The organism is Nocardia jejuensis NBRC 103114 (assembly GCF_001613145.1).
Classification (GTDB): Bacteria; Actinomycetota; Actinomycetes; order Mycobacteriales; family Mycobacteriaceae; genus Nocardia; species Nocardia jejuensis.
On sequence record NZ_BDBU01000045.1, the window covers coordinates 13,343 to 38,426 of the forward strand.

Consider the following 25,084-nt stretch of genomic DNA (forward strand, 5'->3'; position numbering starts at 1 on the left):
CGTGAGATGCCCGATTTTCCTCCGGAAACGGACCGAGCCCGCCAAAGCGGGCTCGGTCCGTTCTGCTTATGGGGATACTGGGTTACATAGCTACTTTCTGCGACCGCTGGACCCGGAAGAAATCGGACCAGGACGTCACCTCCGGATGCTGCTTCAGCAGCGCACGCCGCTGCCGTTCGGTCATGCCGCCCCACACACCGAACTCCACTCGGTTGTCCAGAGCGTCAGCCCCGCACTCCATCAGCACCGGGCAGTGCCGGCAGATGGTCGCAGCCTTGCGCTGCGCTGCACCGCGCACGAACAGCTGGTCGGGATCCACTTCCTTGCATCGGGCCTGGGAAACCCAGGCAATTCGCGCTTCGGCCTGCTCTACGTCCAGTCGAGCGATCGGGGTAGTCATGTGCATTTGGTGTGCCCCTTTGCAGTCCGAACACCGGGTCACGGCGCTCCAGAATCGCGTGTACAGCGCGCAGATACCCAACCCCACTGCGAACTGCACCACATTCCACTTTGAGTGTTAGCTCTATCACACTGGGTTCTCAATCTAGATAGTGGTGTGCGGCCTGCGCAAGACCGTGCCGAGATTTTCTGGTACGTCCGTCCACGCATTCGTTACCTGATACCGGGCAGTCGGGATCATTGAGACAGTCGAACCGGACTTATGGACACCCCGACACAGGGACACCGACTGTCCGGCCGGGCAATTAGGCTGTCGCTCGTGCCGATCACACGAACGCTCTGGAGACTCGCCGGCAGCTGCGTCCTGGCCGCCGTCCTGCTCGCCGGGTTGCTGTTCCCTCTCGCCGGCGGTTTCGGGTTCATCTCGAACCGTGCCGCCGATGCCGTGGACAACGTTTCCGCCGAGCTTGTGGAGGGTGCGGTCCCGGCGGTGTCGACCATGGTCGATGTGAACGGGACGCCGTTCGCCTGGCTGTACGAGCAACGCCGGTTCGAAGTGCCCAGCGACAAGATCTCCAACGACATGAAGCTCGCGCTCGTGTCCGTGGAGGACAAACGCTTCGCCGAACACGGTGGTGTGGACTGGCAGGGCACCTTCCGTGCCTTCCTGACCAACACCTCCGGCGGCGAGGTGCAGCAGGGTGGCTCGACCATCGATCAGCAGTACGTGAAGAACTACCTGCTGCTGGTCGTGGCCAAGACCGATGCCGAACGCCGCGCCGCCACCGAGACGACCCCCGCCCGCAAGATCCGTGAGATCCGGATGGCGCTGACGCTGGACAAGCAGCTCACCAAGGACGAGATCCTCACCCGCTACCTGAACCTGGTGCCGTTCGGTAATTCGTCCTACGGCATCCAGGACGCCGCGCAGACCTACTTCGGCATCGACGCCAAGGATCTGACCATCGTGCAGTCCGCGATGCTCGCGGGCATGGTGCAGTCCAGCTCGAAGCTGAACCCGTACACCAATCCGCAGGGTGTGCTCGAGCGCCGCAACACCGTGCTGGACACGCTGATCGCGAACATCCCCAGTCGCGCGGACGAATTCCGCAAGGCCAAGACCGATCCGCTGGGCGTGCTCACCGAGCCCAAGGGCCTGCCCCGCGGGTGCATCGCGGCCAACGATCGCGGCTTCTTCTGCGATTACGCGATGCAGTACCTGACCAATGCCGGTATCAGCCGCGATCAGATCGACAAGGGCGGCTACCTGATTCGCACCACCCTCGATCCCGCGGTGCAGGATGCGAGCCGCAACTCGCTGGCCGCGAACAGCGATCCGAATCTGGACGACATCGCCCAGGTGATGAACATCATCGGCCCCGGCCAGGATTCGCACCCGGTGCTGGCGATGGCGTCCAGCCGCGCCTACGGCCTGGACGGCAACGCGCATCAAACCGTGCAGCCGCAGCCGTATTCGCTGGTGGGCGACGGCGCGGGCTCGATTTTCAAGATCTTCACCACGGCCGCGGCCATGGAGAAGGGTTTGGGCATCAGCGCACAGCTGGACGTTCCGGCGAACTTCTCCGCCAAGGGCATGGGTAATTCCGGCACGCCCGGCTGTCCGGCCGAGACCTACTGCGTGAAGAACGCCGGTAACTACAAGTCGCCCATGTCGGTGACCGAGGCGCTCGCGACCTCGCCGAACACGGCCTTCGTCAAGCTGATCCAGGCCGTGGGCGTCTCGCCGACCGTCGATATGGCGGTGCGCCTGGGCATGCGTTCCTACGCCCAGCCCGGCACCTCCGGCCACGGCAATCAGAGCCTGGCGGACATGGTGAAGGAGCAGAACCTCGGCTCGTTCACGCTGGGTCCGGTGGGCGTGAACGCGCTGGAACTCTCGAACGTCGCCGCGACGATCGCCTCGGGCGGCCGCTGGTGCCCGCCCACCCCGATCAGGGAGGTGGTGGACCGTAGCGGCAAGACCGTGCCCCTCACCCAGCAGGCGTGCGAGCAGGTCGTCGAACCCGGTCTGGCCAATACGCTCGCCAACGCGCTCAGCAAGGACGACGTGAGCGGCACCGCGGCCGCGGCCGCACAGTCGGTGGGCTGGCCGGTTCCGCTGTCCGCCAAGACCGGAACCACCGAGACCCACCGGTCCTCGGCGTTCCTCGCGTTCACGAACTCGCTCGCGGGCGCCGCCTACATCTACGGCGACAGCCCGACGCCCGGCGAGATCTGCTCGTTCCCGCTGCGCAACTGCGGCAGCGGAAACCTGTACGGCGGTAACGAACCGGCCCGGACCTGGCTCGGCGCGGTGAAGAACGTGCTCGGCAATTTCCCGCCGACGAATCTGCCGCCGCTGGACGACAAGTACGTGCGCGGATCCAACAACTCCCAGATCCCGGACGTCATCGGCCAGTCCCAGGGTGAGGCGACCGGGAATCTGATCGCCGCGGGCTTCCAGGTCTCGGTGGCCACGGCGGCCGGGCCCAACAAGGGCACGGTGATGAGCATCTCGCCGGACGGCTCGGCGATCCCGGGGTCGGTGATCACGATCTACGTGAGCGACGGCAGTCAGCGGCCCGCGCCCGCGCCGGAGACGCCGGGGCCGACGGTCCCGGGATTGCCGGGGATCCAGGTGCCCCGATTGCCACCGATCCCCATCCCGATCCCCATCCCGCGCTAGGCGGGCTCCGGGGTGACCGACACCCGGGTCTGATTCCACACGAAACGGCCCCCGCACCGATCCGGTGCGGGGGCCGTTCTCGTTCCGTAGCGGGACCGATCCGGGACCGGCTCGGGCTCAGAGCCTGGCTTTGACCGCCGCGGAGATCCGCGTCCCGTCGGCACGCCCGGCCGCGAGCCCGGTGGCGATCTTCATCACCTGACCCATCTGGCGCATGCCCGGCCGCTCCCCGATCGCCTCCGCGACGTTCGCGATGGCGGTGTCGGCGATGTCGGCGACCTCGGCCTCGGTCAGCGGCGTGGGCAGGTACTCGTCGATGATGGCCTCTTCGGCGCGCTCGGTGGCCGCGAGCTCGCCGCGCCCGGCCTGCTCGTAGACGACCGCGGCCTCGTTGCGCTTCTTGGACTCCTTCGACAGCACGGCCAGGACCTCGGTGTCGCTGAGTTCGCGCGCCTCGGTGCCCGCGACCTCGGCGGTCTGGACGGCGGCGAGCAGCATGCGCACCGTGTTGAGGCGCAGTGTGTCCTTGGCCTTCATCGCGGTGGTGAGATCGGCCCGCAGCTTCGATTTGAGTTCCGACATGCGCCACACGCTACCGCTGAACCCGGTGCCGCTCGCACGTCTTTTTCCGAGGTGTCGACCGTCCGGCTTGCCCGGATTCCCGCGACAGGTGAGGGTGGCCCGGGTCATTAAGGTCGATGTTTCCCGTCCTCGTCGCCTATTCTGGGCGAATGCCCGTTATCTCGACCTCCACCCTTGGCCGCGTCGCACTGGGAGCCGCCGGGGCCGCGGTCGCCGGAATCGGATACGCCTCGTTGATCGAGCGCAACGCGTTCACGCTGCGCGAGGCGACGCTGCCGGTGCTGGAACCGGGCAAACCCTCACTACGGGTCCTACACATCTCCGACCTGCACATGATGCCGGGCCAGCAGCTGAAGCAGGCCTGGTTGCGGGAGCTCGATCGCCTCGAGCCGGATCTGGTGGTGAACACCGGGGACAACCTGTCGCATCAGAAGGCGGTGCCGTCCGTCGTGCAGTCGCTCGGCGGTCTGCTGGCGCGCCCGGGCATCTTCGTGTTCGGCTCGAACGACTACTTCGCGCCGGTGCCGAAGAATCCGCTGAAGTACTTCAAGACCGATCACAAACGCGTGCACGGTGATCCGCTGCCGTGGCAGGACCTGCGGGCCGCGTTCAGCGAGCGGGGCTGGCTGGATCTGACCCACGTGCGCCGCGATATCGAGGTCGCCGGGGTGCGCATCGCCACCGCGGGCGTCGATGACCCGCACCTGAAGCGGGATCGCTACGACACCGTCGCGGGCGCTCCGAATCCGCTGGCGGACTTGAGCATCGGCCTGACCCACTCCCCCGAGCCGCGCGTACTGGATCGGTTCGCGGCCGACGGCTACGACCTGGTCATGGCCGGGCACACGCACGGCGGTCAGCTGTGCATTCCGGGGTACGGCGCGCTGGTCACCAATTGCGGGATCGACCGGTCCCGGGTGAAGGGCGCCTCGCGCTGGGGTGCGCATACGCGCCTTCATGTTTCGGCCGGGCTGGGGACGTCGCCGTGGGCGCCGTACCGGTTCTGCTGCCGCCCGGAGGCGACGCTGGTGACGCTGGTCGCCGCGCCGAAGAAGCCGGTGCCGGAGCCGGGTCGCGGGCGCACCGCGTCGGAGGCCGTGGCGCGCTGAGCGTCATCGATACGCATTCGCCGCGCGTCTTCGATACGCAACTGAGCGTCTACTGCGATATACAACGCGGTAAGTAGTCGTCAGTCAGGGGACAGAACCGTGACCAGTGGAAATGACCAGAACGATCCGGCCTCGCGGGGTCCGGAGCCGAACTGGTGGCAGGGCGCGCCCGCTCCGGAGTCCCCGTGGCAGTCGAGTCCGGTGAATCCGATGCCGGAGCCGGGCGCGCAGCAGCATCCGGGCGCGGCACAGCATCCGGGCGCGCAGCCGTATCCGCCTGCCGCGCCGCCGTATCCGCAGGGCGGTCACGGCGCTCCCGGTTTCGGGGCGCAACCGCCGAACTACGGTGCGCAGCAGCCTGATCAGGGATGGCAGCAGGGGTACTCGCAGCCGGATCCCACGACGCAGTTCACGGCGGCCGGGCCGTACGGGCAGGATCCGCATCAGGGGCAGTCGTACCCGGGTCAGCCGCAGCCCACGCAGCAGTTGCCGGGTCAGCCGTACCCGGGTCAGCCGCAACCGACGCAGCAGTTGCCGGGTCAGCAGCCGTATCAGTCCGGTCCGGCCGCCTATCCGCCCGCTCAGCCGCCGTACGGGGGTCAGCAGGGGTTCGGTCAGCCGCAGCCCGGTTACGGCGCGCAGCCGTACGCACAGCCGCCGGGAAACGGCGGCAGGAACAAGGGCTGGCTCTTCGCGGGCGCCGGTGTGCTCGTGGTGGCGATCATCGGCGCGATCGTGACCGTGGTGCTGATGAACAAGGGCTCGAACCAGCCTTCGGCACAGTCGAATACGACGCCGTCACTGGTCAGCGCGCTCACCACCACACCCGGCGCGAGCAAGCCGTCGACCTCGAAGCCGAGCACCACCAAGACCACCGGCGCCGCGCCGGTGATTCCGGGCTACCAGACCATCACGATTCCGGAGAACGGTGCGGCGTTCGACGTCCCGAAGGACTGGAAGGTGGATCGCGCCGGCCAGACGCACTTCGGCAGCGGGGCGGACGAGATTCCGATCGCCGGCCTGGCCCAGGACGGGCTGGCCTACTGCCCGAACTATGTGCGCACCAACATCTTCCTGAGTCAGTCCGACGACGCGGATCCCACCAAGGCGGCCGCCGACATCGGCGCGAAGATGGGTCGGGTGGGCTGGTCCACCTCCACCGGCTCGACCGCCGGTGCGGCGGAGAAGTTCTCGAGCTCCGACGGGCAACTGACGGGCATCTTCATGGAGACCAAGGGCAACGCCCCGCCCCCGTCGGCCGGGTGCGCCTCCACCTACTCCATCTACACGTTCGCATTCCCCGGCGACAACGGCGCTTTCGTTCTCACGATCGCCGCCGACACGGGTGTGGACAAGGCCGTGGACACCGCTCTGGCGAAGAAGATCCTCGCCTCCATCCGCCCGATCTGACGTCGCTCGCCCGACTGCACCACCGGTCCGACAGGGGTCCGACGATGACAAAAGAATCCGGCCACAAGAACGCTGGCAACGAAGACAACGACCCGGACGACGAGCCCACCGCCAACTGGTGGCAGGGCCCGCCCGCTCCGGGTTCGCCCTGGCAGTCGTATCCGGAACTGCCGCAACAGCATCCGCCGTCCGGTACCGACGCGACAGCACACGATCCGACGCGTCACCAGCCCTTCACCCCACCACCGCTCCCCGGTGGACCCACACCCTTGGGGTCCAATCCCGCTCAACCGCAATGGAATCCAGGTCCCTCGGGGCCGAATCCCCAGCAGTCGGCGGGAAGTCGGCCGAACTCGGCCCCTCCGCAATCCGGCGGCCATCCGCAGGCTGGTTCGAATCCGTATCAACCGGGGTCCAATCCACCGGGCGGTCCGAACTCCTACGGTTCGGGCACGAATCCACAGGCTGGGCCGAACATCGTCAAATCCGGCCCAGGGTCGCAGGTTGGACCGAATTCCTTTGGCACCGGGGCGAATCCGCATGCCTCCGGGCCGGCACGGTTCCAGCCCACGCCGTACTCCAGCGGGCCGCCCCGGGGTGGTTCTTCGGGTCCACCGGGTGGCGGCCGGAACACGCTGTGGCTCTACATCGGCATCGGCACGCTCGTGGTCGCTCTGGTCGCGGTCGTGGCCATCGTCCTGGTGACCCGGGACTCCGGCACCCCCGACGCCCTGCCCCCGACCTCCACCTCGGCCTCGCCGACCTCCACCACCCGCACGACGACGCCGCGCCCGTCGACCGGACCGAAGACCCCCGCTCCGCAGATTGCCGGCTATCAGGTCGTGGTCCCGGAGAATGTGGGCGCCGCCTGGGACATCCCCGCTGATTGGAATATCGACCAGGACACCAAGACCTTCGGCACCGGCGCGGACCAGCTCCCCATCGCCGGGCTGTCGCAAGAGGGCTCGGACTACTGCCCGAACTACGTGCGCACCAACATGTTCCTGAGCGTTGCCCAGAAATCCGATCCCACCGAGGCGGCCATCGACGTCGGCGCGCGCATGGCGAGGATCGGCTGGGACACCGCCACCTCCATGACCGCGAGCCCCGCCGAACCGTTCACCAGTTCCGACAAGGCCGTCACCGGCGTCTTCGTGGAAACCAAGGGCGCCTTCACGCCACCCGATCCCACGTGCGCCTCCACCTACTCCATCTACACCTTCGCCATCCCCGCCGGCGCCGACTCCGGAGCCCTGGTCCTGACCATCGCCGCCGACACCAATGTCGACCGCGCCGTCGACAACGCTTTCGCCCGCCGCCTCCTAGCCACCTTCCGCCTCATTTAAACCACCTGACCAGCCGATTTAACACCCACCCGACCCGTGCGCTAAGCTACTCCACGTTCGCATCACGGGGTGTGGCGCAGCTTGGTAGCGCGCTTCGTTCGGGACGAAGAGGTCGCAGGTTCAAATCCTGTCACCCCGACGTGTTGGTTGAGACACATGAAAGGCCCCTGACCAGTTCTACTGGTCAGGGGCCTTTCTGATGTCCGTCGCCATCGGCAGTGGAGAACTCCACATCCAGCACGCTGCATAGCCGGACATCGGAAATCGCCGACCATGGTCGGCGAGGTCTCACCACCGATACGGATCCGATTGCTACGCCCGATTCCAGGACTCGAGGGCAACACCTGCCGACAACTCGGCAGTGCCCAGCATTCTCGCGACGTCCGGCGGTCCGGAACGGCCGAAGTCGTCATGCACCACATCCATGGGCGAGACGAGATGGTCACTGCCGTCGATTCCCTTGACGACCAAGACGTAGTTTGGGCCACGGCTGTCGGTGATCACGTCCCAATGAGCTTCGTAGAGAACCAGAATCACGTGAGCGATATAGGCGGCCAGGACTGTATGCAGCCAGAGCCAACCGTCCTCATCCAACGTGTCGTAGTCCTGTGACGAGACGAAGTGGTCCAGAGTTGCCAGGAGAGCCAGCGGATCCTGTTCCAGGTCAAGTTCTTCCGCGCCCAACACCTCTTGCAGGAAGTGGAGATCTTCTCGCCGACCGTGCTCCCAGATCGCGATCTTCTCCGCATTCTCCGACATCGACCCTTCCCGGACGATCCGAGCTCACCAACGCCTTGTCGCCGAGAATGTACCGCGACGAGTACCAGTCACAGCCCACAAGCTCACCACGGTTCCAGACACAGAACCCTCATTTCAATGCGTTCGGCCCTCCGAAACAATCTCTGCACGTTGATCTTCGAGCGTGCAGCAAGTCCGGTTCGGCCAGCGCGGTATGCGGCATGACCGTGCGTTCGTCGGAGCACCTATTGCGGCAGGTGGAGACCAAAGATGATTGGGCCCGGCGATCTTGCGGCACGTGCAAAACCAATTACCCAGTTAGACAACGGTTTTGGCGTCCTCGGCCAGGCGGGCGGCGGCCTCGTTCAACTTGCCCGCGTCATAGCTGATCTGCGAGGTATCGAAGATCGAGACACTGCACGGCCCGTAACCGACCTTGATCTCGTCGTAACGCACCTGCCCGCCCTCCTCCGGCGGCACCGACAGATCCACGCCATCGAAGTGCACGACCGTGACGGTGTGGGGGGGTGGAAGTCGAAATCGGCATGGGGGTGATTGGTGATCGCACGAGCGAAACCACCAGCGCCGAAAGTGAATTCGTTGTCAAGCATCGTGATCCCCCGCGCGACCTAAGATGGCCCTGTGAAAATGAGAAAGATCGTCGCCACAGCTGCGCTCACCATCGGCGCCATGGCTATCACGGGGGGCACATCGTATGCGGCGCCGGAATCGAACGCACAGGATGTGAAGGCTGTTTCGCAGCTGTCCGGAGAGCAGGGCGGCATCCACTACGACGTGGTTCGCTCCGATACGGACCAGACCGTCACCACCACCCTGACCGGGGGCACGTTCCAGCTCACCGACGCCGCGGTGAACATCCTCGACGGAAACGGCATCGTCACTTCCACGATGCCGCTCTCGGTGACCATCGACGGCACCGATCAGGTGCTCTCGTTGAACCCCAGCATCGCTGACGACGGTGCCGCACTGGTCGCACACCCGACCGCCACCGCCGTCGCGGGGGGCACCGCCCAAACCGGCAGCGCCAACGCGGCGGCCGGCGCGCTCATCGGGGGCATCCTCGGTCTCGTGGTCACCGTCATCAGCCTCGGTTTCGGGTTCATGGCGATACCCGCCGGGATCCTGGGCGGTGCGATGATCGGCGGCCTCAGCGGCTCCGGCGCGCCGAGCAGCACCCGGCCGTGCTACGTCATCCCGAACACCAACCTGGCGCACTGCTACTGACCGCTGAGAGCCGTAAACCCCACCTCACCATCGCTTTCGGGCCGGTGCCAGCATCCGCTGGCACCGGCTCGAGCCGCTTTTCATACCCTGATCTGTGACGATCCGAGAGACCGCCGGTCGTATCCCGTTGCCGTGAGCAGAAATTCACGTCCCGGAAGCCTCAGAAATCGGGCATTCATCGAGAGACATTCCAGCGCAATACTTCCTGTTCACCGTTCCGTTTCACGAATACAGTCGTAGGCGAATTCGTTGGTGAGGTGCACGTGGGACGGCAGGCTGAGGTTCAGCTGTTCGACCGCCGCGCGGACACTGGCGTCGAGCTCCCACTGCAGATCTACGACATGACCCGCCCACACGTCCCACAGGCAGCTGACGGTGTCGTCGATGATCAATCGAAGCGTCGAACCAATCTCCGGATCTCCGGGATCATCCACCCATCCGAGCTGTGCGTCGTAAGTTCCCCGAAGAATGAGACGCCAGCGATTCAGCTCCCCATCGGAGAAGAACCCGTCGTTCAACTAAACCATAGCGATACCGACTGTCACAAAGGGCATTTCCGGTGATGAGAAGCAGCAATCCAAACTGATCACCATCCAATCGTCGCTGTGGATCACGTCCTGGACAACCTGGTCGCCTGCCGACCTGGGCTTCGCGCTCATCGGCATTACAGGGCGTTCGGCCGGCGCTGGTGTGGCGCACCACCCTTGGAGTTCTCGCGTTGCGGTTCAACCTTCGCAGGACAATGCCCCGCTTACCCGTGTTTGCGTCTACTCCGGGTGTGATTGGTTGCACGACAGGGAGTTTGGGTGTCGGTCAGCTTGCTTGGCTGTCTTGATCGGTCGGGTCGCAGGGCAGCCTGATGTTGCATGCGGGAGAGGTCGAATTCCGATTTGGAATAACCTCTGGCGGTAAGCAAAGCTCCTGACGCTGTTTGCCCTGGTCAGACTTGGATCGACCAGGCATTTCCGTGAACTGAGCGAGCCCCATCCGGTCATCCGGCTGGGGCTCGGTCGTTGCGCTGGGAAGGGTGTCTGGCCGATTCGGTCAGCACGATATGCGGCATGAGAGTGCGATCGCCCGGCGAAAAACAATCGAGTCCCTGCCGGACTGAACCGAGGATCACGCAGGGATCAGTCTTCGGCCAACTGTTTGCGGAACTCCTGCCGCCAACGGGGGTCCTGACGGCAGCCCACGACCAAGCCCAGAGATTCCCGGGCCGGCAGGTTGAGCGCCTCGGCCAGGGCGCGGGCGGCCATGGCACGGTCCTGCCAGACCGAGCGGTCCTTCCAGTCGGCGTACGTCACCTGAGCCTCGGCGTGCACGCGGCGCAGCCGCAGGTCAAGGGCAGAGTCGTCGGTAACCCCGGGGTGATCCTCCGCGCTCAGCAGGGACAGTGCGGCAGTGACCTCGGTATAGGTGTCGAGTCCGGTCTCAGCGGCCAGTGACGACATCTGCGCGGCAAGTACGCGGCGCAGGCGCTCGGGGGTCGCGGCGTCGACAAGAGGGGTGAACCGGTCGGGCACAGGGGTCTTGAAGTTATGCTCCGGGTACCCAAAGTTGTTGTCCGGGAGCAAGGGAAGGATCCGCGCGCTGTCGAGTTCCCCGTCCAGGCCGGGCGGCGGCAGCGCGATGCCGCAGCGGCTAGCGACCGAATCACATACTGTTAGCAGCCGTTCCCGCCACTGCTCGGGTGTGGATTCCTGGCCGCCGTACGGTGGCAGACCGGGGAAGACCTCGAACGGGTCGCGCCCACAGTCAGGCGGGACCGCCCATAGTAGCGCGGCCCCCTGCGTGTCGTATTTCGTCACCAGTTCGCCGTTGTCGACAACGGACACCGAGATAAATCCGCGGTCACCCCGATAGCTGACCGACACCGCACGGGTACCACGGGACACACGGCGCAGCACCTCGTCGCGGGTCCCCTCGAAAATCTGAGGACCTTCCTCAACGCCGAAAGCCCAACCGGCATGGGTTCCTACCCGCACCACCGGCAGCAGCACGCGAGGATCAGACACGTGCTGGTCTGGACTTTCCGCCTCCTCCCGCCACCGCGGACGCCGGGTCTGGGGCAACGCACCGAACCGGCGCAGGATTTCGTCCTCGTCTAGTGCCTGCGCGAAGGTCAAACAGAAATTGTCGTACCCGCGGGGCCACGCCATGTCCGGTGTGGCGTGGGAAGTCGTCCGGCGCGGCCCTGCGATGACCGGGTCAACGAGCGCTGAGTCGAACAGAGACCGAGGCTCGTGTGGCCGTTCGGGAACCAGCTCCCACAGCAGCATCCCGTCGTCGACGACAGGCACATACGGTAGCCCCACCGTCATGACAGTTCCGCCCTCCAGGGAGTCGGCGACCTGTTCCAGGAAGGCTGCCAAGCTTGCCCATTCCCCGAACCGCGTGCCCTCGGCCTCCGCATCCTGGCCCACCGCGCCGAACGACTCGCCTGGACGGCAATCCACGACCAGCGCGTCCGCACTGATGTCACGGGCGAAGGCCAGGAAATCCCGGTGCCAATAGCCCCCGGGTCCCTCGAGTAGCTCGTCCTCGGCGTAGCTGGCCCACGACTCCCGCTTGCTTAAGCCCGCGGAGAGGATCTCGGCGAGGGTGTAGGGCTCGAAGCCGGGGAAGCTGAAACCACCTTCCTCCGGAGCGACGTAACCCCGCTTCCCGGGGGAAACTCCGTCGTGGTGCCGCAGATACGCGATCAGCTCCGTCGGGAACTCCACCCCCAGCTCGGCGGCTGCGGTGCTGATGGCAGCCTGCGAGGCGGGCGGGCGCAGGGATTCGAAGGTGCGCGGCGCGTGCGCGGCGAGCCAGGAGTCAATCCGCCGCCACGACTCTTCCACGAGGTGAACGTGCATGGCGCGATCATCGCATTCACCTCTGACATCCATGCCTGCCGATCGAGCGGTAATCGGCTAGTTGGAGACTGGTGTCAGGATCAGATCCCGGCCAGGATTTGATCCAGGTGCCCGGTGGGGTGCTCCCTCATGCGGCTGCCCGTGGGGTTCGCCGTGTGGAGCAAACGCAATCGGTTGTTCTGAATTCGGCCCCTGGACCACCTTCCCTTCCGCCGAGCAGAAGGAGCGGCTCTAGGGATCAGGGTTTCTCGGCGTTCGCCGGAGGCCGGTCCCGCTGCGGCGGCGTACCCCGTCTCGCGTAAGTCTCTTCGGGGCTGACGGTGATTACGTCCACCTGACGGACCAGCGCCCTTGGTATCTCGTGATTCTCAAAGTGGGCAGGGCTTGGGACTATGACCGCTTCAGCGTCCAGCCGGGTCGCCTGTGCCTTCAGGCGGGCCAGCGGTGGGCGTCCGAACTTGGGGTCATAGACGACCATGTCGGAAAAGTCGTACCCGAGACGAGTTGCGAGCCTTCGGATCTGAGTTTGATCCCATAGCTGAGCCATGCCTGATACGTCGGTCCGTAAGTATCCGATACAGGTCGGCTTCCACCGCATCACGGCCGTCTGCGATTCGTCGTCTTGACCGCTGGGAGTGAACAGCTCCAGGTGAACCCCGGAGTCGTCCTCCGGGTCGTCGCCGTAGGCGTTGGCTTCCAGGAAACCGCCGGGAAATTCGTAGATCCTCCGTGCGACTGCCATCTCAACTCCTTGCCTCGTACTCGAAAGACGCAGCGGCCCAACGATCCTGAACGTCCGCGAATCCCACTGTCAGCGCGGTCGACGGCGTAGGAACCGGACGGGCCATGACGCGGAATGCTCGCGGCTCCTGCTGCAGCAGTTGATGATTCATGGCCCCTCCCCGGCAGACGGCTAGCTCACGAGGCAGTTCGAGGGTGGAACGCCGACCCCGAACGCCTGACCTCGACGCTAGGAGTTCGGCCTACCCACAGCCAATAATATTGCTCGAGATTGCTCAATATTTTGGCTGATATGCGCCAGATTTCGAGCCATACTGAGGATTCCGACACTCTTATTGGAGGCAACGCCATGCGCTTGCGATTCCTCGGAAAGAACACTCAGGGAGACCACTCCCCTGCCCTGTACGCCGCAGAGCAAGGGTCCTACGTCGTCCAGGGCTGGCGGGTGCCAGGACGCCCCGAACTGATCGAGATTCCGCACCCGCTCCTCGGATTCCTCGAGCCTGGAACGTGTCTCGGCACGCTCCTACAGGACACGGGTCACGGCACTTTCACTCTTACGGGTCCCCCTTTCATCGATCCAGAAGCCTGGGAACAGTTGGATGTACCGGACCACGAGGCGTGCATAGAGGTTCCAATGGGCAAGGAGGTGCGCCGCGATGCGCCACTTGATCGGTAGAGAATTCACCGACTTGTTCCACGCGTGCCGGCGATCGGCATTCCACATCGAGGTACAGGACAGCTACAGCACCCCGGACGAATCCGAGCCCTTCCGGAAGTTCCTTCACGGTCAGGCGGACGATTTCGCCTGGCTGCAAGGCTGGCTGGACCTGGTTCGCGAATCGACCGATCGCGGAGTCTCCGTCACGCGTCTTCGAATCGTCACCGTGCCACACGTCGATTACACACGGTGGAGTCTTGCGGTCTCACCTTTGAACATCCAAGCGGGAGAAGACATCCGGTACCTGGCGCGGCACACGGTCGGTCCCGATGCGATACCGGCGGATGACTACTGGCTGTTCGATGACGATACGGTTGCCTACACCCTCTTCCGGCCCGACGGCGCAGCGGCGGGCGCAGCCACAACGACTGATCCAGCACTCGTTCATCGGTGCGTCGCGATACGCGATGCGATGTGGTCACGAGCCAATCCATATGCCGAATACAACCGGACTATCGTCACGACGTGACCGCAGTCCACAAAGCGCGTCAGGCTCTCGGGCAACAGCTTCGGGACCTTCGCAACGATTCGGGCCTGACCGGACGCCAGCTCGCCGACCTTGCGGGCTGGAATCCGTCGAAGATTTCAAAGATCGAGTACGGCAAGCAGACGCCGACCGAGGACGACATTCGGGCATGGTGCGCTCATACCAGCGCTACGGGCCACACGGCAGACCTCATCGCGGCATTGCGCAACCTGGATTCCGCGTACCTGGACTGGCGGCGAACTCTCGCGGCAGGAATCCGCCGACAGCAGACGAAGATCCACGCGATCGAAGCCGAGACGACACTGATCCGGGGATACGATCCCGCGCTGATTCCCGGTCTCCTGCACACGCCCGAGTACGCGGAAGCGATCTTCCAGCGGGTCGCGGAGTTCAATCACACCCCGAACGATGCCGAAGACGCGGTGGCCGCACGCATGAATCGGCAACAGCGGTACCTCTATCACGGAGACCGGCGAGTTCACTACCTCATCGGTGAGCAAGCCTTGTATACGACAGTCGGCGACGACGGAATCATGTTCGGCCAGCTCGATCGCCTCCTATCCGCGATGTCCCTACCCCGGGTTCGCCTGGGAATCGTCCCGCTGATGTCCGAGTACCTCGTATCCGCCGCGAACTTCGTGATCTACGACAGTCGAGTGGTGATGGTGGAGGGAATCACGGCGGCCACAACCGTCACTCAGCCCCGCGAAATCGCCTCGTACAGCAGGGCGTTCGACATGCTGGCCGATCAGTCGGTGACCGCGGACGCTGCGCGCGCTCTGATCCGAGCAGCCCAGGAACGGCGGCGCGGCCGGTATGAACCGGCGGAGCAGGCGGATGCCCAGCGTGCGAAGGGGACAGGTGGCGAGCCACCCGAACCACCTCCCCAATCGTGAGCTATCCGGCGAGTCGACCACTCGGAGTGGCTAGGATCTTCGCAGTCGTAATTCGTGTTCGTGGACCGCGGAGGGGGGCTCGACGATGAGCTCAGTGGAGTTGGACGCGCCTGACGGGACTGTCGGGGCCTATCTGGCTGTTCCCGAGGGGGACGGGCCCTGGCCCGGGGTGGTGATTCTGCACGACATGCTCGGGGTGAGCACTGTCATGCGGGATACCGCGCAGATGCTGGCCGCGCACGGATATATGACCATCGCTCCGGATCTGTTCTCGCGCGGCAAGGTTCGGTGCGTGCCGGGGATGTTCCGTGAGCTGCTCGGATCGCGGCGGGACGGGGCCACGGTGCGCGACATCCTCGCGGCTCGGGAATACCTGCTGAAGGATTCGCGCAACAGCGGCAAGGTCGCGGTGGCGGGATTCTGCCTGGGTGGCGCGTTCGCATTGCTGACGGCCACAGAGGGATTCGACGTCTCCGCGCCGTTCTATCCTTCGGGCCGCGGCAACTACGACGAGATGCTGCGCGGCTCCTGCCCGATCGTGGCCAGTTACGGTCAGCACGATCCGGCCAATATCGGGCGCGGCCCCAAGCTGGAGCGCACCCTCACCGAGCTCGGCGTCCCTCACGATGTGAAAACCTATCCGGGCGTGGGCCATTCGTTCGCCAACGATCACTCGGGTCAAGCCCTCCTGCGCGTAGCCGGTCTCGGCCACGACGCCGACGCCACCTCCGACGCCTGGCAGCGGATCTTCGCCTTCTTCGAAACCCACCTCGCCACGGACCAGCCGACCACCCCGACTCCCTAGCCCGCCGCACCCGCGATCCGGCCCTACCGATCGCAGCCACGTGAGATGCGATCGCGGGCTCGTGAGATCCACGGCGGCAATTCGGCGACAGCGGCCCGAGCACTCCCGAGAAGTCCTGTGTGCCAGCGCGTGTCACTCCGAGGAGAGAAATCCATGCCGGAGTGGGTGGCGGAGACGGGCGTTCGGCGGGCGCGGCCCCGGACCGGTGGGGGCGGTGTGCGGTTGCCGGGTACCAGGGTCGATCGCTGCCATGATCAGGTTATGGATGAACTCGACAAGGGGGTCGAAGAGGCCACGCGGGGGTTGTTGGACGGCAGGTCGACGCTGGTGGAGTTCTATCGCGATTTCAACGCGGCGATCTGGCCCATAGCGGCGAACCGCCCGCTGCGTGGGCTGGAGATCGAGATATTCGAGGCGCTGGAGCGGTGGGAGTCGAGCATCAGCGAGGAGCGGCCCGGGATCGTGGCGGAGATCAAACGGATGGCCGCGGCGGCGATCGCACCACTCCCCGACCCCGCCGACCTGGCCTAGCCGATCCGGCCCAGCGGATCCGGCCCAGACGTCAGGGCGCTGACAGGCGGGTGCGAAGCGAGTCGGCGAAGTTGCGGGCGGACTCGAAATCGGCGGAGTCCGGATGGCCTTTTCGGATCCCGCCGAGGGGTTTGAAGGGGAAGTAGGTGTCCAGCGCCCGGCAGGAGAAGGTATCGACCACCTCGAAGCCCTTACCTTCGAGCTGCCGGACCAGCGGCCGCGAGAACTTCTGGAAACCCGCGTCGGCGAAGCCGCTGGTGGCGAACACGAAGGCCTTGGTCCCCGCCGTCTCGGGAAGCGACTCGATGAACCCGCGCAGGTCGGCGTGGAACGCCCCGAGGAAGATGCCGGATCCGAATCCGACCAGGTCGTAGCTGGAGAGTCCGGTGTGGTCGGCCTCGTCCGGTGCGACGATGTGTGCCCCCAGAATCGGGGCGATCGCATCGGCCACCCGCCTGGTGTTGCCGTGGGACACGGAGGTGCACACGATAAGGGTCTTCACGCCGATGCTCCTTCAACTCGCGGGTTCCCGTCGATCCTCACACAGTCGACCGGGGAGCGGGCTTGCTGAAAGATCACATCGACAGCCGCGGTGAACCGCAAACCAGCTGAGCTGCAGCGGAATCCACGCGCGGCGCAAAGCAGAGCGGCCCGACCGGATTCCGGTCGGGCCGTCCACTGCGAGCAGGAAGCTCAGCCCAGATGCAGGCGGCGCATCAGGCGCAGGGTGAGCAGGGTGGACTTGAGTTGCTTCTCGTACGGCATGCCGGAGCGGGCGGCGAGGATCTGCTTCTTCTGCACGCCGATATTGATGGTGTCGGTGTACTTGAGAATGCCCGCGGCGCCGTGGCGGGTGCCGACGCCGGACTGCTTGACCCCGCCGGACGGGGTGCCCTTGGCGGCGTAGGTGGTGACGAAGCCGTCGTTGATGTTGATGGCGCCGGATTCGATCTTCTCGGCCATCCGCCCGGCACGGTCGAAGTCGCTGGTCCAGACCGCCGCGTTGAGGCCGTAGTCGGTGTCGTTGGCGAGGCGGATGGCTTCCTCGTCGGTGCCGTACTTGTAGATGGACACGACGGGACCGAAGGTCTCCATCCGCGCGTGGGCCATATCGGGGGTGACCCCGGTGAGCACGGTGGGCTCGAAGAACGCGGGGCCGATGTCGGGGCGGGGGCTGCCGCCGGTGAGCACGGTCGCGCCCTTCTCGCGGGCCTCGTCGACATGCGCCGCGACGCGCTTCATGTGATCGACCGACACCAGCGAGCCGAACTCGGGATCGAAGTCGTAGGTGGCTCCGATCTTGGAGCCCAACTCCTCTGCGGCGGAGACGAATCGACGCACGAACTCGTCGTAGATCTTCTCCTGCACGTAGATCCGCTCGATGTGCATGCACGCCTGGCCGGTGTTGCCGAAGACCGCGAAGGTGGCGCTGGGAATGGCCTCGTCGAGGTTGGCGTCCTCCAGCACGATGAGCGGGTTCTTGCCGCCGAGTTCGAGGCTGCAACCGATGAGATTGCGTCCTGCCTGCTCACCGATGGTGCGGCCGGTCGCGGTGGATCCGGTGAACATGACGAAGTCGACATTGTCGATGAGGGTCGGGCCGACATCGGGGCCGCCACCGCAGACGACCTGCACGAGTCCGCGCGGCAGCCCGGCCTTGTGCAGCAGTTCGAGCCCGAACAGCGTGCACAGCGCGGTCTTGTTGTCCGGCTTGAGCACCAGCCCGTTGCCGGCCATCAGCGCGGGGGTGGAGTCGGACATGGCGATGGCGAAGGGGAAGTTCCACGGCGCGATGACCGCGACGACGCCCTTGGGCCGGTGCTCCTCGGTGGAGGAGGTGATGACCGGCATCGGTCCGCTGCGCTTCTTGCTGCGCAGGGTCTTCTCGGCCGTCTTGAGATAGTGCGCGATCACCATCGGGGGGTCGCACGCCTCCTCGATGGCCATGCGGCGAGCCTTGCCGGAGCCGATCTGGATCAGATCGGCGATGGTCTCGATCTCGGAGAGGATGAGCTCGTGCCAGCGCTCGAAGACCTCGAGCCGCTGCTTGACCGAGCGCTGCGCCCACTCCCGCTGAGCGGCACGAGCGACGGCGACGGCGGATTCCACGTCCTGCGGCGAGGACTGCGGCAGATACCCCACGACGTCGCCGGTGTAGACCTCGATCATCTCGAAGGGCTCGCGCGCTTCGCCGGCCTTACCCGCGGTCACCATGCCGGTGAGCCGGTTGATCAGGGATTCAGTGACCCTGGGCGGCAGCGACGTGGAAGGCTTGCTCGAGGACTCTGCCCGCGAGCCGCTCTGCGTACTCGTGTTGCTCATGGTGCTCTCTCCATTACTTGCCGCCCGTGACGACGGTCACCATGATCCAAACTAGAACACGTTATTGTTCAGGACAACGGCGCGGGGTACTTTCGTGCCGAATCAACGGCACAGTGCCCAGCGAAGAAAGGTCGGCGATGACCACCGCGACTGCTGAAACACCGAGCAACACCGAGCCGCACGCGCTCGTCGAGAAGCGTGGCGCGACGCTGATCGTCACCATGAACCGCCCGGCCCGCAAGAACGCCCTGACCGCCGAGATGCTGGGGATCCTGGCCGACGCCTGGGACACGGTCGACAACGACCCGGAGATCCGCAGCTGCATCCTCACCGGCGCCGGCAACGCGTTCTGCGCGGGTGCGGATCTCAAGAACATGGCCGGCTCCGATCCGAGCGCGGGCATGGCCAAGGGCGGCGCGTTCGACCCGACCCGGATGCCGGGTCTGCTCAAGGGCCGCCGCCTCACCAAGCCGCTGATCGCGGCCGTCGAGGGCGCGGCCATCGCGGGCGGCACCGAGATCCTGCAGGGCACCGACATCCGCGTCGCGGGCGAGAGCGCCAAATTCGGCATCTCCGAGGCGAAGTGGAGCCTGTTCCCGATGGGCGGCTCCGCGGTGCGTCTGCCCCGGCAGATCCCGTACACCATCGCCGCGGAGCTGCTGCTGACCGGACGGCACATCACCGCCACCGAGGCGCTGAACTTCGGCCTCATCGGCCATGTCGTGCCCGACGGCACCGCGCTGGACAAGGCCCTGGAGATCGCCGAGCTGATCAACAACAACGGCCCGCTGGCCGTGCAGGCGATCCTGAAGGTCATCCGCGACACCGAGGGCCTGCACGAGGAGGAGGCCTTCAAGATCGACGCCGAGGTCGGCCTGCCGGTCTTCCGCAGCGCGGACGCCAAGGAGGGCCCGCGCGCCTTCGCCGAGAAGCGCAAGCCGAACTTCCAGGGCAAGTAACCCGCTGTGCGAGAAGGGGTGTCGAGGACCAGGTCCCCGACACCCCCGCAGCGCCCTCAGCGAGCCGCGACTTCCTCACCGAGGAATCCGCCCGACTGATGCCGCCACAATTGCGCGTACGTTCCCTCCGCGCGCAGCAATTCCTCGTGGGTGCCCTGTTCGGCGATCCGCCCACGATCGAGCACGATCAGCTGGTCCATTCCGGCGACCGTGCTCAGCCGGTGCGCGACCACCAGCGCCGTACGCCCCTCCATCAGCTCCCAGAGTGCTTGCTGCACAAGCAGTTCGCTCTCGGAATCGAGGGCGCTGGTGGCCTCGTCCAGCAGCAGGATCGGCGAGTCCCGCAGGATGGCCCGGGCCAGTGCGACGCGCTGACGCTGCCCGCCGGACAGTTTCACCCCGCGCTCACCCAGCAGCGTGTCCATGCCCTGGGGCAACGCGTCGCAGAACTCGCTCACGTGCGCCGCTTTCGCCGCGCGCGTGATCTCCGCGTCGGTGGCGTCCGGCCGCGCGAAACGGATGTTGTCGCGCAGCGTCCGGTGGAACATGGCCGGATCCTGCGGCACGTACGCGAGCAGGCTGCGCAGATCCGACTGCTTCAGTCGCGAGATGTCCTGACCGCCGATGCGAATGCTGCCGCCGTTCACGTCCATCATGCGCAGCAGCAACTGCGTGAGCGTGCTCTTGCCGCCGCCGGACCGCCCGACCAGACCGATCTTGGAACCACTCGGCACGGTCAGGTCCAAGCCCTGGAACAGCGGCGCGGCGCCGGCGTGCGAAAAGTCGACCCGATCGAATCGGATGTCGAATCCCTTGGATCGCAACGGTTCCGGCTCGACGAGATCCACCACCTTCGGCTCGTCGACCAGCAGCTCGGTGAACTGCGCCGCCTCGGTGAGGGTGCTCTCGAGCCGCCGGTAGATCTGGTTGAAGCGGAACATGATCCCGGTCGCGTTCCAGTAGTACGTGAACGCCACGATGATGACCTCGACGCTCGCGTGCCCGCCGCCGATGTTCAGCGCGATCAGCAATCCGAGCACATTGGTCACGACCACGATCGGCATCACCACGGTGTCGATCCGCAGGTTGGCATAGTCCCAGGAGCGCAACGACTTTCGCCGCTGCTCGGCCACCCGCCTGCGATGTTCCTCCCGCTCCTGCGGTTCGGCCGCGAAGGCGCGCACCACCTGCATGTTGGCCAGGCTGTCGGCGACATGCCCCGATACCAGCGCGATGGCGGCCTCTCGATCGCGAACCAGCGCCTGCCGCCGCCGGATCAGCGGCGCGATGACGCCCGCGGTCAGCGCGATCAAGCTGATCAGCACCACCACCAGCATCGGGTCGTACTGCCACAGCACCACCGACGCGAAGAGCAGCGGCACCAGCGCGGCGAGGATCTCGAACGCGAAGGTGTCGGCGAACTCCTCGAAGCGCGCCGCGAAACTCAGCGATCGTTTGGTCAGCGAGCCCGCGAAATTATTGTGGAAGAACGCCGCGTCCTTGGCCAGCAGTTCGTCCATGGCGGTCACGTACAGGCTCTCGATGCCATAGGCGTCGACCCGGTTCAGGCAGTGGATTCCGATGCGCCACACCACTTCCGAACCCAGTAGCAGTCCAGCGAAGCCCAGCACGTACGGCCACAGGGTCCCGAACGACGAGTCGCCGGTGGTCGCGACCTTGCCCGCCATGACCGCGACCAGTAGCGGTGCGAGGTACAGCTGACAGATATTGCCCAGCGCGGGCGCCAGCAGCGCCGGGATGGCGAGTAGTTTCCGCCGTGCCAGTTCCCGGCGGTAGAAGCGCAGAACCAGCATCACGGAGGATCCGCGTGAGGTCATCAGTCCCCTCTCGAATCAGGTGTTCGAGCAGTACAAGGGGACTATGGTGCCTCGCCGGGGCCGTTATCGCGAGCGATTATTCGCCCGCCGGTAGCCGGTGAGCGGGCGTGCGAAGAGTGCAGCGCTGGGCAACCGCAGAGCCCCGGTTGCCCAGCGCCTGGAGCGGATGCCGGTCGGAGCACGAGCCGGCATCCACGCGTGGCGTCAGTTCGTCACATGGATCGAACGCTTGACGATGGCGCGGGCCACACCCGGCAGGAAGCGCCGCATGAGGTAGCCCGGGTAGGCCTGACCGGGGAAGATGAACATCGGGCCCTTGGGTTTGGCCAGCGCCTTCTCCAGCGCGTCGATGACGGCCTCCGGCTGCATGCCGCTGGTGCCGCCGAGCACCGATTCGTTCTCTTCCCGGACCTTGTCGAGGAAGGCGGTCTCGACCATCGGCGGGCACAGCACGAGCAGGCGCACGCCGCTGTCGTCGAGCTCGTAGGAGAGGCTGTCGGCGAAGCCGATGACGGCGTGCTTGGAGGCGGTGTATCCGGCCATGCCGGGCGAGGGCAGCCAGCCCGCGACCGAGGCGAACAGCACGGCGGTGCCGGTGCCGGCGGCCTTCATCGCCGGAATGACGGCCTGGCACAGATTGACCGTGCCGATGTAGTTCACGTCGATCATCTGCTTGATCTGCCGCACATCATGATCCAGTGCGGTGCCGTGCACGTGCGCCATCCCGGCCGCGTGCACCAGGCGGTCGATGACGCCCAGTTCCGCTCGCACCTTCTCCACGACCGCGAACACCTGATCGGTGTCCGCGACATCGCAGGTGTAGGTGTGCATGTTCGGCGAGCGCTGCGCGGTCTCGGCCAATCCGGCGGCGTCGAGGTCGAGGGCGGCGACCGTCCACCCGGCCGCGGCCAGGCGCTGGGCGACGATCTTGCCCATGCCGCTGGCGGCTCCGGTCACGAGGGCAGTCTGGGTCATCGGACCTCCCGGGTCTGCAACACCGTCGCGGCGTCGTCGAAAGTCATTCGGAGCGAACCGATTCGGCTGGAGAAGAGGGCGGCCTTGGGAAGTCCGAGCGATCGCAGCTGCTCGGAGACCGGATGCGTGCCGAGTTCCACCCGGGTTCCGCCGGGCCGTCCGCGCACATTGCCGGGATTCATGATCCACGGCGTGCGGCGCAGCAGCCCGTTGCGCGAGGTGTAGGCGTCGATGGACGCGCCACCGGCCCCGCCCGGCATCGGCAGGCCGTCGGCGACCCGCAGCGCGATCACGAGCTGCCCGTCCACCCGGACCTCGCAGCGATGTCCGCCGCGCACCGGCGTGATGTCGATGTCGGCCATGAGTTTGGGGAAGCCCCAGATCGATTGCCCCGCTTCACAGGTGAAGCTCTGATTGACCGGCAGCCAGTGGATGTAGGCCCCGGTGGTGTCGCGCCGGCCCGGTTGGCGGGTCATGAGCGAGAACGCGAACTCGTGGTACGGCCCGAGGTCGCCGTCGACGTAGCGGACGAAGGCGAGCGACAGCACGGTCCGCCGGGGCAGGACCACCAGCGGCTCAAGCCCCGTCCCCTCGAGGAGTTCGCGAGCCGCACCGGCATCGACCAGGAACATCGCCGAGCTGGCGTCGGCCTGCCTGATCTGCACCGGCATGCCGACCTTCTCGCCCTGTACGGTATGCGCCTCTGCCATATCCGAATTAGAACAGGTTCTCGTGGCGTTCGTCACTGATTCTCCCAGTTGTCCCAGTGATCGGGAGTCGCTATGGCAGTGCCTTCGATAACTGGTTATCGCACGTCGTGGTCCGGTTCGCAGGAGGCCGCGAAGGACTTGGCCCACCGGTAGTCGGGCTTGCCGCTCGGCGTCCGCGCGACCGTGTCGACCACCCAGATCCGGCGGGGCAGTTTGTACCCGGCCAGATGCTCGCGCACGTGCGCTTCGAGCGCCGCGAAGTCGAGTTCCCGCTCCCCCGTTCGCGACACCACCGCCCCGACCAGCTGACCCCAGCGCTCGTGCGCGATGCCGATGACGACGGCGTCGTAGATCCCCTCGTACGCCTTGACCACCGATTCGACCTCTTCCGGGAACACCTTCTCGCCGCCGGTGTTGATCATCATGTTGCCGCGGCCGATGAGGGTGACCGAACCGTCCGCCTCGACGCGGGCCCGATCGTCGGTGACGACCATCCTGGTCCCGTCGACGGCGCGAAAGAGCTTGTCGGTCTTGGCCTGATCCTTGTAGTAACCGATCGGCACATTGCCGGTCTTGGCCACCCAGCCCTCACCGCCCGGTGGGACGGGCTGCCCGGCCTCGTCCACGACCAGCGCGCCGCGACCGACGCTCACGCGCGGCCCACGCCCCGGGTCGTCGTCCTTCTGCGCGAAACCGATACCGCCGAAACCGGTTTCGGAGGATCCGATCGACTCGGTGACCAGCGTGCTCGGAAACAGTTCCAGCAGTTCGTTCTTCACCGGCTGGGTCAACTGCGCCGCCCCGGATCCGATGGACACCAGACTGGAAGCGTCCACCGGCGCCGCCCGATAGGCGTCGACGAGCGGTCGCGCCAGCGCGTCCCCGGTGACGACCAGAATGTGCGGCTTCTCCCGCGCCACCACCTGCCAGACCCGGTCCGCGTCGAAGCGCGGTTCGAAGAGCACCGTGTTCCCGGACCACAGCGCGGTGAAGGTCGGCATCATGGCCGCGGCGTGGATCAGCGGCGGCAGCACGAACCAGCGCATGGGCTGCTCCTGTGCGGCGGCGGCCCGGGACTGCTGGTATTCGTCGGTCACCGGTTCCCCGGTGTAGAAGTCGATGCCGCCGCCGAGCACCCGCCACATGTCCTCCTGCCGCCACATGACGCCCTTGGGCAGTCCGGTGGTGCCGCCGGTGTACATGATGAACAGGTCGTCCGCACTGCGCGGGCCGAAATCCCTTTCCGGGGAGCCGCTTTCGAGCGCTCTCTCGTACGACGACGATTCGGTGGGCAGTCCCGCGCCACCCTGATCGTCCTCGACCACCAGGGTGTGCCGCAGCCGCGGCAGGCGCGGGCGCACCTCCTCGATGAACGGCGCGTAACAGCGATGGTGGATCACCATCTCGAGGTCGGCATTGTCGTACACGTAGTGCAGTTCCTCGGCCCGGTACCGATAGTTGATATTGATCGGCACGGCGCGAATCTTGAAGCAGCCCAGCAGTGTTTCGAGGGTCTCGATGCTGTTGTGCATATGGAAGCCGATATGGGTGCCGGGCCCCGCGCCCGCTGCCGCCAGATGATGCGCGAGCCGGTTGGCCCGGGCGTCGAGTTCGGCGAAGGTGAGCCGCCGATCGCCCTCGATGACGGCCGTCCGATCGGGGACGGCATCGGCCGCGTGCTCGTAGAGGTCGGCGAAGTTCGTTGCCATGGGCTGATCACTTTCTA

The 25,084-nt window shown here is 66.0% G+C and carries 23 protein-coding genes and 1 tRNA gene; 11 read left to right on the forward strand and 13 right to left on the reverse strand.

The window, feature by feature from the left end:
* Nucleotides 1-82 precede the first annotated feature (82 nt).
* Nucleotides 83-406 carry a WhiB family transcriptional regulator gene (locus tag NJ1_RS30260; protein ID WP_067700987.1) on the reverse strand — a complete coding sequence of 108 codons (324 nt, stop codon included), beginning with the start codon at nucleotides 404-406 and terminating at the stop codon, nucleotides 83-85.
* Nucleotides 407-718: 312 nt separating this feature from the next.
* On the opposite strand from NJ1_RS30260, the gene NJ1_RS30265 reads away from it, so the two are divergent.
* Complete coding sequence (locus NJ1_RS30265) at nucleotides 719-3,085, forward strand: penicillin-binding protein (RefSeq protein ID WP_067700990.1); 2,367 nt, start codon at nucleotides 719-721, stop codon at nucleotides 3,083-3,085.
* Between the two features lie 117 nt (nucleotides 3,086-3,202).
* Here the strand turns inward: NJ1_RS30265 and NJ1_RS30270 are convergent, their stop codons facing one another.
* Nucleotides 3,203-3,667 (reverse strand): GatB/YqeY domain-containing protein, encoded by a 465-nt coding sequence (locus tag NJ1_RS30270; protein WP_067701222.1) that lies wholly within the window; start codon nucleotides 3,665-3,667, stop codon nucleotides 3,203-3,205.
* Nucleotides 3,668-3,816: 149 nt separating this feature from the next.
* Between NJ1_RS30270 and NJ1_RS30275 the strand changes: the two genes are divergently transcribed.
* The 4 genes from NJ1_RS30275 to NJ1_RS30290 all read left to right on the forward strand — a co-directional run bounded on the left by NJ1_RS30275 (nucleotide 3,817) and on the right by NJ1_RS30290 (nucleotide 7,671).
* The gene (locus tag NJ1_RS30275; RefSeq protein WP_067700993.1) at nucleotides 3,817-4,776 is read left to right on the forward strand and encodes a metallophosphoesterase; all 960 of its coding nucleotides are present in this window, start codon (nucleotides 3,817-3,819) and stop codon (nucleotides 4,774-4,776) included.
* Between the two features lie 99 nt (nucleotides 4,777-4,875).
* On the forward strand, nucleotides 4,876-6,186 hold the full coding sequence (locus NJ1_RS39425; protein ID WP_067700996.1) for a DUF8017 domain-containing protein: 1,311 nt from the start codon (nucleotides 4,876-4,878) through the stop codon (nucleotides 6,184-6,186).
* Nucleotides 6,187-6,230: 44 nt separating this feature from the next.
* Nucleotides 6,231-7,532 (forward strand): DUF8017 domain-containing protein, encoded by a 1,302-nt coding sequence (locus tag NJ1_RS39430; RefSeq protein WP_157574351.1) that lies wholly within the window; start codon nucleotides 6,231-6,233, stop codon nucleotides 7,530-7,532.
* Between the two features lie 65 nt (nucleotides 7,533-7,597).
* Nucleotides 7,598-7,671, forward strand: a tRNA-Pro gene (locus NJ1_RS30290).
* Nucleotides 7,672-7,844: 173 nt separating this feature from the next.
* On the opposite strand, the gene NJ1_RS30295 is transcribed toward NJ1_RS30290, so the two are convergent.
* Nucleotides 7,845-8,291, reverse strand: a complete 447-nt coding sequence (locus tag NJ1_RS30295; protein WP_067701002.1) for a DUF3806 domain-containing protein — start codon at nucleotides 8,289-8,291, stop codon at nucleotides 7,845-7,847.
* 297 nt (nucleotides 8,292-8,588) lie between these two features.
* The gene (locus NJ1_RS30300) at nucleotides 8,589-8,777 is read right to left on the reverse strand and encodes a hypothetical protein (protein WP_067701005.1); all 189 of its coding nucleotides are present in this window, start codon (nucleotides 8,775-8,777) and stop codon (nucleotides 8,589-8,591) included.
* A 183-nt stretch (nucleotides 8,778-8,960) separates the two neighbouring features.
* Between NJ1_RS30300 and NJ1_RS30305 the strand changes: the two genes are divergently transcribed.
* Entirely contained in the window at nucleotides 8,961-9,515 is a 555-nt protein-coding gene (locus NJ1_RS30305) for a DUF8020 domain-containing protein (RefSeq protein WP_157574353.1), read from the forward strand.
* Between the two features lie 209 nt (nucleotides 9,516-9,724).
* On the opposite strand, the gene NJ1_RS30310 is transcribed toward NJ1_RS30305, so the two are convergent.
* From NJ1_RS30310 to NJ1_RS30320, 3 genes are all read right to left on the reverse strand, one after another.
* On the reverse strand, nucleotides 9,725-10,033 hold the full coding sequence (locus NJ1_RS30310) for a hypothetical protein (RefSeq protein WP_067701011.1): 309 nt from the start codon (nucleotides 10,031-10,033) through the stop codon (nucleotides 9,725-9,727).
* 612 nt (nucleotides 10,034-10,645) lie between these two features.
* Nucleotides 10,646-12,358, reverse strand: coding sequence for an SMI1/KNR4 family protein (locus NJ1_RS30315; protein WP_169813224.1), 1,713 nt, complete (start codon nucleotides 12,356-12,358; stop codon nucleotides 10,646-10,648).
* A gap of 253 nt (nucleotides 12,359-12,611) precedes the next feature.
* Nucleotides 12,612-13,115, reverse strand: a complete 504-nt coding sequence (locus NJ1_RS30320) for a hypothetical protein (protein WP_245717653.1) — start codon at nucleotides 13,113-13,115, stop codon at nucleotides 12,612-12,614.
* A gap of 658 nt (nucleotides 13,116-13,773) precedes the next feature.
* On the opposite strand from NJ1_RS30320, the gene NJ1_RS30330 reads away from it, so the two are divergent.
* The 4 genes from NJ1_RS30330 to NJ1_RS30345 all read left to right on the forward strand — a co-directional run bounded on the left by NJ1_RS30330 (nucleotide 13,774) and on the right by NJ1_RS30345 (nucleotide 16,554).
* Nucleotides 13,774-14,304: a DUF6879 family protein gene (locus NJ1_RS30330; protein ID WP_067701017.1), complete on the forward strand. Its 531-nt coding sequence runs from the start codon at nucleotides 13,774-13,776 to the stop codon at nucleotides 14,302-14,304.
* Complete coding sequence (locus NJ1_RS30335; RefSeq protein WP_067701020.1) at nucleotides 14,301-15,218, forward strand: helix-turn-helix domain-containing protein; 918 nt, start codon at nucleotides 14,301-14,303, stop codon at nucleotides 15,216-15,218. The genes NJ1_RS30330 and NJ1_RS30335 overlap by 4 nt, the downstream gene beginning before the upstream one ends.
* 85 nt (nucleotides 15,219-15,303) lie before the next feature.
* Nucleotides 15,304-16,023: a dienelactone hydrolase family protein gene (locus NJ1_RS30340; RefSeq protein ID WP_067701023.1), complete on the forward strand. Its 720-nt coding sequence runs from the start codon at nucleotides 15,304-15,306 to the stop codon at nucleotides 16,021-16,023.
* 261 nt (nucleotides 16,024-16,284) lie between these two features.
* Nucleotides 16,285-16,554: a hypothetical protein gene (locus NJ1_RS30345; protein ID WP_067701026.1), complete on the forward strand. Its 270-nt coding sequence runs from the start codon at nucleotides 16,285-16,287 to the stop codon at nucleotides 16,552-16,554.
* 31 nt (nucleotides 16,555-16,585) lie between these two features.
* Here NJ1_RS30345 and NJ1_RS30350 read toward each other — a convergent pair whose 3' ends face one another.
* On the reverse strand, nucleotides 16,586-17,056 hold the full coding sequence (locus NJ1_RS30350) for a flavodoxin family protein (protein WP_067701029.1): 471 nt from the start codon (nucleotides 17,054-17,056) through the stop codon (nucleotides 16,586-16,588).
* A 191-nt stretch (nucleotides 17,057-17,247) separates the two neighbouring features.
* A complete protein-coding gene (locus NJ1_RS30355; protein ID WP_067701032.1) occupies nucleotides 17,248-18,876 on the reverse strand; it encodes a succinic semialdehyde dehydrogenase in 1,629 nt (542 codons plus the stop codon).
* A 137-nt stretch (nucleotides 18,877-19,013) separates the two neighbouring features.
* Between NJ1_RS30355 and NJ1_RS30360 the strand changes: the two genes are divergently transcribed.
* Nucleotides 19,014-19,835 (forward strand): crotonase/enoyl-CoA hydratase family protein, encoded by an 822-nt coding sequence (locus NJ1_RS30360; protein ID WP_067701035.1) that lies wholly within the window; start codon nucleotides 19,014-19,016, stop codon nucleotides 19,833-19,835.
* A gap of 56 nt (nucleotides 19,836-19,891) precedes the next feature.
* Here NJ1_RS30360 and NJ1_RS30365 read toward each other — a convergent pair whose 3' ends face one another.
* The 4 genes from NJ1_RS30365 to NJ1_RS30380 form a co-directional block, all read right to left on the reverse strand.
* Complete coding sequence (locus NJ1_RS30365; RefSeq protein WP_245717654.1) at nucleotides 19,892-21,673, reverse strand: ABC transporter ATP-binding protein; 1,782 nt, start codon at nucleotides 21,671-21,673, stop codon at nucleotides 19,892-19,894.
* Between the two features lie 204 nt (nucleotides 21,674-21,877).
* On the reverse strand, nucleotides 21,878-22,648 hold the full coding sequence (locus NJ1_RS30370; RefSeq protein WP_067701038.1) for an SDR family NAD(P)-dependent oxidoreductase: 771 nt from the start codon (nucleotides 22,646-22,648) through the stop codon (nucleotides 21,878-21,880).
* Nucleotides 22,645-23,358, reverse strand: a complete 714-nt coding sequence (locus NJ1_RS30375) for an acetoacetate decarboxylase family protein (protein WP_067701041.1) — start codon at nucleotides 23,356-23,358, stop codon at nucleotides 22,645-22,647. Before NJ1_RS30375 ends, NJ1_RS30370 begins: the two co-directional genes overlap by 4 nt.
* 95 nt (nucleotides 23,359-23,453) lie before the next feature.
* Nucleotides 23,454-25,067 (reverse strand): acyl-CoA synthetase, encoded by a 1,614-nt coding sequence (locus NJ1_RS30380; RefSeq protein ID WP_067701044.1) that lies wholly within the window; start codon nucleotides 25,065-25,067, stop codon nucleotides 23,454-23,456.
* Nucleotides 25,068-25,084: the final 17 nt, after the last annotated feature.

Excerpts from the sequence above, each read along its gene's own strand:
- NJ1_RS30260 (WP_067700987.1), bottom strand. The coding sequence starts at position 406 with ATGCACATGACTACCCCGATCGCTCGACTGGACGTAGAGCAGGCCGAA.
- NJ1_RS30270 (WP_067701222.1), bottom strand. The coding sequence starts at position 3,667 with ATGTCGGAACTCAAATCGAAGCTGCGGGCCGATCTCACCACCGCGATG.
- NJ1_RS30275 (WP_067700993.1), top strand. The coding sequence starts at position 3,817 with ATGCCCGTTATCTCGACCTCCACCCTTGGCCGCGTCGCACTGGGAGCC.
- NJ1_RS39430 (WP_157574351.1), top strand. The coding sequence starts at position 6,231 with ATGACAAAAGAATCCGGCCACAAGAACGCTGGCAACGAAGACAACGAC.
- NJ1_RS30295 (WP_067701002.1), bottom strand. The coding sequence starts at position 8,291 with ATGTCGGAGAATGCGGAGAAGATCGCGATCTGGGAGCACGGTCGGCGA.
- NJ1_RS30305 (WP_157574353.1), top strand. The coding sequence starts at position 8,961 with ATGGCTATCACGGGGGGCACATCGTATGCGGCGCCGGAATCGAACGCA.
- NJ1_RS30320 (WP_245717653.1), bottom strand. The coding sequence starts at position 13,115 with ATGGCAGTCGCACGGAGGATCTACGAATTTCCCGGCGGTTTCCTGGAA.
- NJ1_RS30330 (WP_067701017.1), top strand. The coding sequence starts at position 13,774 with ATGCGCCACTTGATCGGTAGAGAATTCACCGACTTGTTCCACGCGTGC.
- NJ1_RS30340 (WP_067701023.1), top strand. The coding sequence starts at position 15,304 with ATGAGCTCAGTGGAGTTGGACGCGCCTGACGGGACTGTCGGGGCCTAT.
- NJ1_RS30345 (WP_067701026.1), top strand. The coding sequence starts at position 16,285 with ATGGATGAACTCGACAAGGGGGTCGAAGAGGCCACGCGGGGGTTGTTG.
- NJ1_RS30355 (WP_067701032.1), bottom strand. The coding sequence starts at position 18,876 with ATGAGCAACACGAGTACGCAGAGCGGCTCGCGGGCAGAGTCCTCGAGC.
- NJ1_RS30360 (WP_067701035.1), top strand. The coding sequence starts at position 19,014 with ATGACCACCGCGACTGCTGAAACACCGAGCAACACCGAGCCGCACGCG.
- NJ1_RS30365 (WP_245717654.1), bottom strand. The coding sequence starts at position 21,673 with ATGACCTCACGCGGATCCTCCGTGATGCTGGTTCTGCGCTTCTACCGC.
- NJ1_RS30370 (WP_067701038.1), bottom strand. The coding sequence starts at position 22,648 with ATGACCCAGACTGCCCTCGTGACCGGAGCCGCCAGCGGCATGGGCAAG.
- NJ1_RS30375 (WP_067701041.1), bottom strand. The coding sequence starts at position 23,358 with ATGGCAGAGGCGCATACCGTACAGGGCGAGAAGGTCGGCATGCCGGTG.
- NJ1_RS30380 (WP_067701044.1), bottom strand. The coding sequence starts at position 25,067 with ATGGCAACGAACTTCGCCGACCTCTACGAGCACGCGGCCGATGCCGTC.